The following is a 12750-nucleotide window of genomic DNA, read 5'->3' as shown; positions in this document are numbered from 1 at the left end:
ACCTGACAAATGAATCGTTCGCTCTACATCGCCGCGACCGGCATGAATGCGCAGCAGGCGCAGATGGACGTGATTTCGAACAACCTGGCGAACACCAGCACGAACGGCTTCAAGGCGTCGCGCGCGGTGTTCGAGGATCTGCTGTACCAGACCATCCGCCAGCCCGGCGCGAACTCGACGCAGCAGACCGAGCTGCCGTCGGGCCTGCAGCTCGGCACCGGCGTGCAGCAGGTCGCGACCGAGCGCCTGTACACGCAGGGCGGCCTCACGCAGACCGGCAACTCGAAGGACGTCGCGATCAACGGCGCGGGCTTCTTCCAGGTGCTGATGCCGGACGGCACCAACGCGTACACGCGCGACGGCTCGTTCCAGACCAACGCGCAGGGCCAGCTCGTCACGTCGAGCGGCTACCAGGTGCTGCCGGCGATCACCGTGCCGCAGAACGCGCAGTCGCTGACGATCGGCAAGGACGGCGTCGTGTCGGTCACGCAGCCGGGCTCGAGCAACGCGGTGCAGATCGGCTCGCTGCAGATCGCGACCTTCATCAACCCGACCGGCCTCGAGGCGAAGGGCGAGAACCTGTTCGCGGAAACGACGTCGTCGGGCGCGCCGAACGTGTCGCAGCCGGGGCTGAACGGCGCGGGCGTGCTCAACCAGGGCTACGTCGAGGCGTCGAACGTGAACGTCGTGCAGGAACTCGTCAACATGATCCAGACGCAGCGTGCCTACGAGATCAACAGCAAGGCCGTGACGACGTCCGACCAGATGCTGCAGACCGTCACGCAGATGAAGAGCTAACCGGAACGTCCCGTCGCAGCCATGAAGCAGGTTCGCCTCCCCTCGTCAGCCACCGTCCGCGCCGCGTGCGCGGTCGCGGTGGCGGCGCTCGCCGGTTGCGCGCAGATTCCGCGCGATCCGATCATCCAGCAGCCGATGACGGCGCAGCCGCCGATGCCGATGTCGATGCAGGCGCCCGGCTCGATCTACAACCCCGGCTACGCGGGGCGGCCGCTGTTCGAGGATCAGCGCCCGCGCAACATCGGCGACATCCTGACGATCATGATCGCGGAGAACATCAACGCGACCAAGTCGTCCGGCGCGAACACCAACCGGCAGGGCAACACCGACTTCAACGTGCCGACGGCCGCGTTCCTCGGCGGGCTGTTCGCGAAGGCGAACCTGTCGGCGACCGGCGCGAACAAGTTCGCGGCCACCGGCGGCGCGAGCGCGGCGAACACGTTCAACGGCACGATCACGGTGACCGTCACCAGCGTGCTGCCGAACGGCAACCTCGTGGTCAGCGGCGAGAAGCAGATGCTGATCAACCAGGGCAACGAATACGTGCGCTTCTCGGGGGTCGTCAACCCGAACACGATCTCGGGCGCGAACTCCGTCTATTCGACGCAGGTCGCCGACGCGAAGATCGAATACTCGTCGAAGGGCTACATCAACGAAGCCGAGACGATGGGCTGGCTGCAGCGCTTCTTCCTCAACATCGCGCCGTGGTGATGACGATGCAGCTGCCTCTTTCCCGCCGCCTGTCGTTCCGTGCACTCGCCGTCGCGCGGTTTGCTGCCTTCGTGCTGGCCGCGTGCGTGCTCGGCGCCGCGCCCGCGCACGCGGAGCGCCTGAAGGACCTCGCGCAGATCCAGGGCGTGCGCGACAACCCGCTGATCGGCTATGGCCTCGTCGTCGGCCTCGACGGCACGGGCGACCAGACGATGCAGACGCCGTTCACGACGCAGACGCTCGCGAACATGCTCGCGAACCTCGGCATCTCGATCAACAACGGTTCGGCCAACGGCGGCCCGTCGTCGCTGAACAACATGCAGCTGAAGAACGTCGCGGCCGTGATGGTGACGGCCACGCTGCCGCCGTTCGCACGGCCCGGCGAGGCGCTGGACGTGACCGTGTCGTCGCTCGGCAACGCGAAGAGCCTGCGCGGCGGCACGCTGCTGCTCACGCCGCTGAAGGGCGCGGACGGGCAGGTGTACGCGCTCGCGCAGGGCAACATGGCGGTCGGCGGCGCGGGCGCCAGCGCGAACGGCAGCCGCGTGCAAGTGAACCAGCTCGCGGCCGGCCGGATCGTCGGCGGCGCGATCGTCGAGCGCGCGGTGCCGAACGCGGTCGCGCAGATGAACGGCGTGCTGCAGCTGCAACTGAACGACATGGATTACGGCACCGCGCAGCGGATCGTGTCCGCGGTCAACGCGAGCTTCGGCCCGGGCACCGCGACGGCACTCGACGGCCGCACGATCCAGCTCGCCGCGCCGGCGGATTCCGCGCAGCAGGTCGCGTTCATGGCGCGCCTGCAGAACCTCGACGTGAGCCCGGACAAGGCCGCCGCGAAGGTGATCCTGAACGCGCGCACCGGCTCGATCGTGATGAACCAGATGGTCACGCTGCAAAGCTGCGCGGTTGCGCACGGCAACCTGTCGGTGGTCGTCAACACGCAGCCGGTGGTGTCGCAGCCGGGGCCGTTCTCGAACGGGCAGACGGTGGTCGCGCAGCAGTCGCAGATCCAGTTGAAGCAGGACAACGGCGCGCTGAAGATGGTGACGGCCGGCGCGAATCTCGCCGACGTCGTGAAGGCGCTGAACACACTCGGCGCGACGCCCGCGGACCTGATGTCGATCCTGCAGGCGATGAAGGCGGCCGGCGCGCTGCGCGCCGACCTGGAGGTGATCTAAATGGCAGCCACGCTCCCCAACGCAAACGACCTCACGCAGCGCTTCGCGCTCGACGTGCAGGGTTTCGACGCGCTGCGCGCGCAGGCGAAGCAGTCGCCGCAGGCCGGCGCGAAGGCGGTCGCCGGCCAGTTCGACGCGATGTTCACGCAGATGATGCTCAAGAGCATGCGCGACGCGTCGCCCGACGGCGGCCTGTTCGATTCGCACACGTCGAAGATGTACACGTCGATGCTCGACCAGCAGCTCGCGCAGCAGATGTCGACGCGCGGCATCGGCGTCGCCGACGCGCTGATGAAGCAGTTGCTGCGCAATGCGGGCGCCGGCGCGGGCGGCGACACGGCGGCCGACGTCGGTGCGGGCAGCCTGGGCGGCATGGGTGCCGGCGGCCTCGGCACGGCCGGCAACGAAGGCAGCCTCGCCGCGATGAACGCGATGGCGAAGGCCTATGCGAACGCGGCGAACAACGGCGGGCTCGCCGGCGCGCGCGGCTACTCGGCCGGCAGCGCGCTGACGCCGCCGCTCAAGGGCGCGAGCGGCGTGCAGGACGCGGACGCGTTCGTCGACCGGCTCGCGGCCCCCGCGCAGGCGGCCAGCGCGACGACCGGCATCCCGGCGCGTTTCATCGTCGGCCAGGCCGCGCTCGAATCGGGCTGGGGCAAGCGCGAGATCCGCGCGACGGACGGCTCGACCAGCTACAACGTGTTCGGCATCAAGGCGAACAAGGGCTGGACCGGCCGCACCGTGTCGGCGCTGACCACCGAATACGTGAACGGCGCGCCGCGCCGTGTGGTCGCGAAGTTCCGTGCGTACGACTCGTACGAGCACGCGATGACCGATTACGCGAACCTGCTGAAGAACAACCCGCGCTATGCGGGCGTGCTGAGCGCGAGCCGCAGCGTCGAAGGCTTCGCGCACGGGATGCAGAAGGCCGGCTATGCCACCGACCCGAATTACGCGAAGAAGCTGATCTCGATCATGCAGCAGATCGGCTGACGGGCCCGCCCGCTCCCGGTTCGCCCCCCTTTCGGACCGCGCCCGGCACCTTGCCGCGCGCGGTTTCAACGTTTGCGAGAAATAAATCGCCGTTTCGATCTAAACTTTCGGTCAGCACTGCCGCTAAGTGTGAGAGACCTGCGACCGGGCCCCCGTTCTGGCCCGGTTTTATTGCGCACCGGTTGCCCCGGGCGCCCATGACAAGAAAGACCGGCTAGCCATGAATATCGAAACGTCGACGGACCCCAGCCTGGATGCAGGCCACTCCGGGCCCGACTATGCCCGCCGCAATCCGCTGGAAATCGGCGTGCAGCTGCGCAACCTGGTGAACCGCGGCGATTTCCTGACCGTCCAGTATCCGGGCGGCCAGCTCGTCACGCGTCTGCTGGAGGTCGATGTCGGCGCGCGGACGTTCACGTTCGACTGGGGCGCGCTGTCCGAGCAGAACGCCGGCATCCTCGGCGCGTCGCACTGCACGTTCGCGGCCGCGCCGGAGGGCGTGCGCGTCGAATTCACCACGGGCACGCCGCGCGAGACGCGCTACGAGGGGCTGCCCGCGTTCGTCGCCGATTTCCCCGACGTGCTGGTGTGCATCCAGCGCCGCGAATATTTCCGCGTCGACGCGCCGATCGTCGATCCGTTCCTGTGCCGCGGCAAGCTGCCGGACGGCGAAAGCTTCCTGTTCGAGGTGCACAACCTGTCGCTCGGCGGCGTGGGGCTGCGCACGGCCGACGAGCGCGTCGAGGCGCTCGAGGTCGGCACGCTGTTGCCGGACGTCGAGCTCGAGCTGACCGGCCACGGCAAGCTGTCGCTCGACCTGCAACTGGTGTCGCAGCGCTCGACGCAGATGCCGAACGGGTCGCGCCGCTACCAGCTCGGTTTTCGCTACATGTCGCTCCCGGGCAGCGCGGAGAACACGCTGCAGCGGTTGATCACGCAACTCGAAATGAAGCGCCGCTCGCTCGCGCGGGCCTGACGCGCATCCGGCGGGAGGCCCCCACGGGCCGCCCGCGCAGCGCTGCCGGCGCCCTCGGTCGGCCGCGTTCAGCGGCGACGCACGCCCGTGCGCCGCGCGTGCATTTTTTCCTCAATTTTTTCGATCCGCGGCCGTTATACCGGGAGTCACGCAACCCGGCGGCCGCAGCGCGGCCGGCTCATCAGGATCGCGCATGTCCAACACACTCATGAACCTCGGCGTCAGCGGCCTGAATGCCGCGCTCTGGGGCCTCACGACGACCGGCCAGAACATCAGCAACGCCGCGACGCCCGGCTATTCGGTCGAACGCCCCGTCTATGCCGAGGCGAGCGGGCAGTACACCAGCAGCGGCTACATGCCGCAGGGCGTGAACACCGTCACCGTCCAGCGCCAGTACAGCCAGTACCTGAGCGACCAGCTGAACGGCGCGCAGACGCAGGGCGGCGCGCTGTCGACGTGGTACTCGCTCGTCGCGCAGCTGAACAACTACGTCGGCAGCCCGACGGCCGGCATCTCGACCGCGATCACGAGCTATTTCACCGGGCTGCAGAACGTCGCGAACAATGCGTCCGATCCGTCGGTGCGGCAGACCGCGATCAGCAACGCGCAGATTCTCGGCGACCAGCTGAAGGCGGCGGGCCAGCAATACGACGCGTTGCGCCAGAGCGTGAACACGCAGCTCACCAGCACCGTGTCGCAGATCAACACGTACACCGCGCAGATCGCGCAGCTGAACCAGCAGATCTCGGCGGCGAGCAGCCAGGGGCAGCCGCCGAACCAGCTGATGGACCAGCGCGACCTCGCGGTGTCGAACCTGTCGAGCCTCGCCGGCGTGCAGGTCGTGCGCAATGACAGCGGCTACAGCGTATTCCTCGCGGGCGGCCAGCCGCTCGTCGTCGCCGACAAGAGCTACCAGCTTGCGACCGTCACGTCGTCGTCCGATCCGAGCGAGCTCACCGTCGTGTCGCAGGGCATCGCCGGCGCGAATCCGCAGGGGCCGAACCAGGCGCTGCCGGATGCGTCGCTGTCGGGCGGCGCGCTCGGCGGCCTGCTCGCGTTCCGCCGTCAGACGCTCGACCCGGCGCAGGCGCAGCTCGGCGCGCTCGCGACCAGCTTCGCCGCGCAGGTCAACGCGCAGAACGCGCTCGGCGTCGATCTGGCGGGCAAGCCGGGCGGCAACCTGTTCACGGTGGCGAACCCGACCGTCTATTCGAATCAGGGCAACACCGGCAACGCGTCGCTGTCCGTGTCGTTCGCCAATGCGTCGCAGCCGACGACGAGCGACTACACGCTGTCGTACGACGGCACGAACTACACGCTGACCGACCGCGCGAGCGGGTCGGTGGTCGACCAGAAGGCGGGTCCGATGCCGGTCTCGCTCGGCGGGCTGAACTTCTCGTTCTCGTCCGGCGCGATGAATGCCGGCGACCAGTTCACAGTGCTGCCGACGCGCGGCGCGCTGACCGGCTTCGGCCTCGCGACCACGAGCGGCTCGGCGATCGCGGCCGCGTCGCCGGTGGTCGCTGCGGCATCGAAAACCAACATCGGCACGGCAAAGATCACGCAGGGCGCGGTGAGCGCCGGCTACCAGGTGCCGACGACGCCGACCAAGCTGACCTACGACGCGGCGTCGCAGTCGCTGTCGGGCTTCCCGGCCGGGACCACGGTGACGATCGCGGGCACCCCGCCGACCTCGGTGACGATCACGAGCCCGACCGACAGCGTGCCGTACAACGCGACGGCCGGCGCGAAGCTGACGATCAACAGCACCACGCAGCCGGCTCCGGCGGGCGTGATGAACGGCGTGACCGTCACGCTGTCCGGCGCGCCGTCGGATGGCGACACGTTCACGATCGGACCGTACGCGGGCGGCACGAGCGACGGCTCCAACGCACAAGCGTTGTCGCAGCTCGTCACCGCGAAGGCGCTCGGCGGCGGCACGACGACGCTGACCGGTGCGTATGCCAACTACGTGAACGCGATCGGCAACACGGCGAGCCAGCTGAAGTCGTCGAGCGCCGCGCAGACTTCGCTCGTCGGCCAGATCACGACCGCGCAGCAGTCGGTGTCGGGCGTGAACCAGAACGAGGAAGCGGCGAACCTGATGCAGTACCAGCAGCTTTACCAGGCGAACGCGAAAGTGATCCAGACGGCGGCGACGCTGTTCCAGACCGTGCTCGGCCTGTTCAACTGACCGGATTCGAGGGATAGAAGCGATGCGAATTTCCAGCGCCCAGTTCTTCCAGCTGAACGTTTCACAGATGAACGATCAGCAGGCGCAGCTCGCGCAGCTGTATCAGCAGATTTCGAGCGGCACGAGCCTGCAGACGCCGGCCGACAACCCGGTCGGCGCGGCGCAGGCCGTGCAGCTGTCGATGACGTCGGCGACGCTGTCGCAGTACGCGACCAACCAGACCACCGCGCTCGCGTCGCTGCAGGCCGAGGACCAGGCGCTGCAGAGCGTGAGCAGCGTGCTGACCGGCGTGCAGACGCTGGTCGTGCGTGCCGGCGACGGCTCGCTGGCCGACAGCGACCGCTCGGCGCTCGCGACGCAGCTGCAAGGCTATCGCGACCAGCTGGTGACGCTCGCGAACTCGAACGACGGTGCCGGCAATTACCTGTTCGCCGGCCTGAACAATTCGACGGCGCCGTTCACGGCCAGCCCGAACGGCAGCATCAGCTACGTCGGCGACTCGGGCACGCGCCAGGTGCAGATCGCCGATTCGAGCAGCGTGTCGCAGGGCGACGCCGGTTCGGCGGTGTTCATGTCCGTGCCGTCGCTCGGCAGCGCGCAGGTTCCGTCGGCCGGCGCCGGCAACGTCGGCACCGGCGCGATCAGCGCGGTGACGGTGACGGATCCGTCCGCCGCGACCAACGATCACCATTTCACGATCACGTTCGGCGGCACGCCCGCCGCGCCGACCTACACGGTGACCGACAGCTCGGCCAAGCCGCCGACCACGACGCCCGCGCAGGCCTACACGTCGGGTGCGTCGATCGCGCTCGGCAGCGGGATGACGGTGGCCGTATCGGGCACGCCGAGCACCGGCGATACGTTCGCCGTGACGCCCGGCCCGCAGGCGAGCGGCGGCGCCGACATCTTCTCGACGCTCGACTCGATGATCGCGGCGCTGAAGACGCCGGTGACCGGCAACCCTGTCGCGGCCGTGTCGCTGAAGAACGCGCTGATGACCGGGTCGATCAAGGTCGGCAACACGATGCGCAACGTGACGACGATCCAGGCATCCGTCGGCGGCCGCGAGCAGGAAGTGAAGGCGATGCAGGCCGTCACGCAGACCGCGTCGCTGCAGACGACCAGCAACCTGACGGACCTGACCAGTACCAACATGGTCACGACGATCAGCCAGTACCTGCAGGTGCAGAACGCGCTGACCGGCGCGCAGAAGGCGTACGTGCAACTGCAGAACCTGTCGCTGTTCCAGTACATCAATCCGTGATGCACGACGCGCCGGCCGCGATGTGAGCGCATGCTTACTTCGCGGCCGGCGCGTGCCGCCGCCAGCCGCGCATCATGCGCGGACGGGCGCTTCGCCGGGCCGCGCGGTCGCGCACCGGTTCTCTCGCGCGGCCTGCCGCGTTCTCGTTTGGCCGATCCTGCTTGCCGGTTCGCTTGCCAGCCCCATTTCCGCTCCGTAAACTCGCGCCAGATTCCAGACCGGCGCATCCTTCGCAGCCGGCGACCGACGACCGACAGGAGCGCTTTTCCCATGTCCGATTCCTACTTCCCGCGCTGGCGGGTCCAACCGACCGGCGCGGCCTCGCGCGTGGTCGGCCCCGACGAGCGCCTCGCGTGGCCGCAAATGGTCGCGATGGGCGTGCAGCACGTCGTCGCGATGTTCGGTTCGACCGTGCTCGCGCCGCTGCTGATGGGCTTCGACCCGAACCTGTGCATCTTCATGTCGGGCATCGGCACGCTGCTGTTCTTCGTGCTGGTCGGCGGGCGCGTGCCGAGCTATCTCGGCTCGAGCTTCGCGTTCATCGGCCTCGTGATCGCGGTGACGGGCTACGGCGGCAGCGGCCCGAACCCGAACATTCCGGTCGCGCTCGGCGGGATCGTCGCGTGCGGCGTCGTGTACGTCGCGCTCGGTGCGCTGGTGCAGGCGATCGGCACGCGCTGGATCGAGACGCTGATGCCGCCCGTCGTGACCGGCGCGGTGGTCGCGGTGATCGGGCTGAATCTTGCGCCGATCGCGGTCAAGGGCGTGTCGGGCTCGACCTTCGAATCGGTGATGGCGCTCGTCACGGTGCTGTGCGTCGGTGGCGTCGCGGTGTTCGCGCGCGGGATGATGCAGCGCCTGCTGATTCTCGTCGGGCTCGTGATCGCATACGTAATCTATGCGATCGCGACCAACGGGATGGGCCTCGGCAAGCCGATCGATTTCGCGATCGTCTCGCATGCCGCGTGGTTCGGTGTGCCGAGCTTCCGCGCGCCGGTGTTCGATCCGCACGCGATGCTGATGCTCGCGCCGATCGCGGTGATCCTGGTCGCGGAGAACCTCGGCCACATCAAGGCCGTCAGCGCGATGACGGGGACCAACCTCGACCGCTACGTCGGCCGCGCGTTCATCGGCGACGGGCTCGCGACGATCGTGTCGGGCAGCGTCGGCGGCACGGGCGTGACCACCTACGCGGAGAACATCGGCGTGATGGCCGTCACGCGGATCTACTCGACGCTGGTATTCGCGATCGCCGCGCTGATCGCGATCGGGCTCGGTTTCTCGCCGAAGTTCGGCGCGGTGATCCAGACGATCCCGGGCCCCGTGCTCGGCGGCGTGTCGATCGTCGTGTTCGGGCTGATCGCGGTGACGGGCGCGCGGATCTGGGTCGTCAACAAGGTCGACTTCTCCGACAACCGCAATCTGATCGTCGCGGCTGTCACGCTCGTGCTCGGCGCCGGCGACTTCTCGCTGAAGATCGGCGGCTTCGGGCTCGGCGGGATCGGCACCGCGACGTTCGGCGCGATCATCCTGTACGCGATCCTGCGCAAGGAGAAGGAGCCGGGGCCGGTGGTGTGATGCGGGAGCGGGCGGTGCGATGCCGCCTGCGGGCGCACGTGTGAACGGTAAACCCGTGGGGAGTGCGGGCGTTCGCCGGGACACTCATAGCCCGGTATCTCGGAATAGATGCCCCTGATTCGCTGCAAACGGACGCAAGCGGTTCTTGAGGGCGCCATTGGGTTGGAATCGATTTGGCCTCGCGACGTTTCGTATGCTGTCAGGTCGGCTGAAAATACTTCAGCGGTTCTCGTGAGCCCCGTGTGCAACTTCACAATTAGTAACCGTGCCGGAGGCACGGTCGTCGGGTCTTCCCTCAATAAAGGATCCGATGTCGGCTCATATGGCGTTCGGTTGCACTGTACGCGACCGCCGTCCGTTCAATATTCCTGACAGTTTTCCTCGTGCGCCTCAGCGAGGCTTTGTGGTACACGTCTGAGCTTATCGCTGCACTCGGGCACGAGCAGGTTCCGCCCCATGCGCAGGCATACTCACGAAGGCCACACGGGGTGCTGCACTCGGCTTCGTGACTATTCGTCTGGCGATTCAGTCCGGTGTTCGACTCAAACCGTCGCAAGTCAGCAAGCTTGCCATTCGCAACTGGGCTTTACAGCAAGCCCGGGAGTTGGGTGTCAAGCTGGACGGCAACCGGACCGAACAGCGCGCGTCGGCGACCCAAGTCGGGAAGCAGGTTCTGAGGACGGCACCACCGAGTGATCCGAATATCGTCGCCTACGAGATGGACGTCGATGCGCTGGTCCGGGACGGGAAGTTGGAGGCCAGCGTGATCAAGGCCGTTAAAGTTCCGGGAGTGGACTCAGCAAAGAAGTGGCTCAATTCGTCAACCGAGTTCAATTTGAGCGTCGTGACTGTAATCTTCCAGATGACCACGCTCACGTTTGCTGTCCTAGATTGGAAGGATCGAGATCAGTTCAATCAGACCGAAACCACTCTGAAGGGCATTGGTGCTGTTGTTGCGATCGTGGGCACCCTCGTTGAATACTCGTCGGAGACCGTAGTGAAAACGCCGGCTCATCCGTTGTCAGCGTATCTCATGAAAGCGTGGGGCGTCTCCAAGGGAGGCGCTGAGGCGGGGGTAAAGTTTGGCCGTGGACTCGGCGCGGCCGCAGGCATCTTCTTGGCCGGGTATGACATTTTCAAGAATATGCCTGAAGCGTGGAACAATGGCGAAAAGAATCTCTCCAGCCTTTCTTTGGCAAGTGGAATTCTTGGGGCATATGTAGCAGCCGCAGCGCTCTTCAGCCTGCCCCTTTTCTGGCCTGTTTTGATCCTCTCGATTTTGGTTGGTATCACGATCGCGATTTTCAAGGCGTCAGCACTTAAGGACTGGGTATCACGCTGCAAATTCAGCAGGGGTGAACACTACGATTCGCTTGAGGCAGAACTCAAGGCGTTCACCTCGGCCGCAGGAGGTTGATATATGGATGAGCGCGTCATGAAGAAGTGCACTGGGAAGCGGATACCAGAGTGGGATTTGGCGCATCGCTTGCCGATTAATCGTTCTGTTGGTCCGGATGTGCAGGATTTCGGCTCGACGTTCAGCGTCAATTCAACCTACATGGACGTGATTGAGCCGTCCTTTCTCGAAAAGCAGTGGTTCGTCACCGGTGTCGCGTTCGCTTTCCTGTGCATGGGGATCGGGCCATATGTCTACGTCCTTACTCATTCAAATGGGGCGTCAGGCGACTTCGTAATGAACTGTCTAGCGATAGCGGCGATGGTCCTTTTCGGTTCAGTAGTCTGGAAGCTCGGGCGCGGGCTTTTCTTTGGTCTACGTTATCGCCCGATCCGCTTTCATCGCGACACCCGCAAGCTGTTTGCGATTCGCGCTCGCCGCTTCTTCGCTAAGTCCGGCGAGGGTGATGTCGTTTGGGAAGCACCGTGGACGGAAGATTCGATCTTTTGTCTGCACCGCGAAGACACGTCCTTCGGCACGATCTTCCACATCCGGCACTATACGGTTGACGACCACGGCAATGTCACTCGCGTATTCTCGATCGGCCGCGAATGGACTGGCAAGCGGCAAGTGGAAATGGCACTCGCGCAGTGGAACTACTGGTGCGCATACATGAATGACGGCCCGAACGGCTTGCCCAAACCGATGCTGTTTCACACGCAGCATGAGACGCCGCGCGAGTCGTTCCTGTTTTCGTTGTATAGCTTTGGGATGCGCGCGCCGGTCTTCATTCGTCTGTTGATGATGCCGCTGATTCTGGTTTTCACCGTCATGCGAATCCTTGCGAATGCAACGTGCCGCGATCCCGTCTGGCCCACCACGATCGAGCAAATCTCCGCGATCGCTCCCGACGATCTTTACGCGGAACCCCGCTCCGGAACGCCTGTCGGATGGGGCGATACTGTGCTGGCTCAACAGCGCGGCGAGTACCCGAATGATCCGAAAGCACGGGTCGAAGACTGGACGGGAGAACCCGATGGCGGGACGTATGCAGCAGCTTGGCTCGAGAATCCTGATGCCAACATGATGCACGCAGCGGCCCGTAGCTAACGGTGATTGATGACGAGGGTTTTCGGCATGACAGAAAGGCGAATCGTAGCAACGCTAGCCACCGCGCCTGCATTGTTCGTCGGATGCACACCAAGTGCGTCTGCAAAGTTCGATGCTGCGGAAAAGCGGTTCGGGCCGCACTGTCCGATGCCCGGGACATCGAGTTTTTCGACCTATACGAAAGTACTCCCGATTTGCATGGAATAAGTCAAACGCCGAACGACAAGCGCACGTTCATTTGTGGATACGCCGCCTACAAAAAACAGGATGGCAAACCAAGTCGAGTGCGCTTTATCTATGCCCATTCGGATGATCCGTCTCTCGCCGACTATGGCCCGCTCAACGTGGAGAAGCCTGAATTGAATTACGGGATTCGCGATGAAAGCAGTGGAGGCAGGTACGCGACCGCGTTCGAATTCTCCGGATGGAATCGAGTTTGCGCCAATCGGCTCGCCGAAATCGAACAGCTCTACGATCGCCACGTCGTCGGCCTCGCGATTCTCGACGCCGAGGCGGCCGGATCAGTCCCATAGGACTGTGGTGACGACG

11 protein-coding genes are annotated in these 12750 nt (G+C 65.7%); all 11 read left to right on the top strand.

The features are described 5' to 3' along the window. Positions 1-9 precede the first annotated feature (9 nt). The 11 genes from flgG to CFB49_RS35720 all read left to right on the top strand — a co-directional run bounded on the left by flgG (position 10) and on the right by CFB49_RS35720 (position 12734). Positions 10-798, top strand: a complete 789-nt coding sequence (flgG, locus tag CFB49_RS16340; RefSeq protein WP_006477564.1) for a flagellar basal-body rod protein FlgG — start codon at positions 10-12, stop codon at positions 796-798. A 21-nt stretch (positions 799-819) separates the two neighbouring features. Continuing rightward, complete coding sequence (gene flgH / locus CFB49_RS16335) at positions 820-1509, top strand: flagellar basal body L-ring protein FlgH (RefSeq protein WP_089435743.1); 690 nt, start codon at positions 820-822, stop codon at positions 1507-1509. Positions 1510-1514: 5 nt separating this feature from the next. Continuing rightward, entirely contained in the window at positions 1515-2690 is a 1176-nt protein-coding gene (locus tag CFB49_RS16330) for a flagellar basal body P-ring protein FlgI (protein WP_069621034.1), read from the top strand. Then, positions 2691-3683: a flagellar assembly peptidoglycan hydrolase FlgJ gene (gene flgJ, locus CFB49_RS16325; protein WP_089491762.1), complete on the top strand. Its 993-nt coding sequence runs from the start codon at positions 2691-2693 to the stop codon at positions 3681-3683. A gap of 220 nt (positions 3684-3903) precedes the next feature. Continuing rightward, positions 3904-4659, top strand: coding sequence for a flagellar brake protein (locus tag CFB49_RS16320; RefSeq protein ID WP_069621009.1), 756 nt, complete (start codon positions 3904-3906; stop codon positions 4657-4659). 193 nt (positions 4660-4852) lie between these two features. Continuing rightward, on the top strand, positions 4853-6853 hold the full coding sequence (flgK, locus tag CFB49_RS16315; protein ID WP_089491761.1) for a flagellar hook-associated protein FlgK: 2001 nt from the start codon (positions 4853-4855) through the stop codon (positions 6851-6853). A 22-nt stretch (positions 6854-6875) separates the two neighbouring features. Next, on the top strand, positions 6876-8117 hold the full coding sequence (flgL, locus tag CFB49_RS16310; protein WP_069621011.1) for a flagellar hook-associated protein FlgL: 1242 nt from the start codon (positions 6876-6878) through the stop codon (positions 8115-8117). A gap of 270 nt (positions 8118-8387) precedes the next feature. Continuing rightward, the gene (locus tag CFB49_RS16305) at positions 8388-9695 is read left to right on the top strand and encodes a solute carrier family 23 protein (RefSeq protein ID WP_089435740.1); all 1308 of its coding nucleotides are present in this window, start codon (positions 8388-8390) and stop codon (positions 9693-9695) included. Between the two features lie 466 nt (positions 9696-10161). Further along, the gene (locus tag CFB49_RS16300; protein WP_306426987.1) at positions 10162-11112 is read left to right on the top strand and encodes a T6SS effector BTH_I2691 family protein; all 951 of its coding nucleotides are present in this window, start codon (positions 10162-10164) and stop codon (positions 11110-11112) included. Positions 11113-11115: 3 nt separating this feature from the next. Continuing rightward, the gene (locus CFB49_RS16295) at positions 11116-12201 is read left to right on the top strand and encodes a DUF6708 domain-containing protein (RefSeq protein WP_089491760.1); all 1086 of its coding nucleotides are present in this window, start codon (positions 11116-11118) and stop codon (positions 12199-12201) included. A 2-nt stretch (positions 12202-12203) separates the two neighbouring features. Then, the gene (locus tag CFB49_RS35720) at positions 12204-12734 is read left to right on the top strand and encodes a hypothetical protein (protein ID WP_143329290.1); all 531 of its coding nucleotides are present in this window, start codon (positions 12204-12206) and stop codon (positions 12732-12734) included. Positions 12735-12750: the final 16 nt, after the last annotated feature.

Source organism: Burkholderia sp. AU17457, from assembly GCF_002223255.1.
GTDB lineage: Bacteria > Pseudomonadota > Gammaproteobacteria > Burkholderiales > Burkholderiaceae > Burkholderia > Burkholderia sola.
Note: the sequence above shows the minus strand (reverse complement) of the source record. Positions and strands in the feature narration are given on the sequence as shown.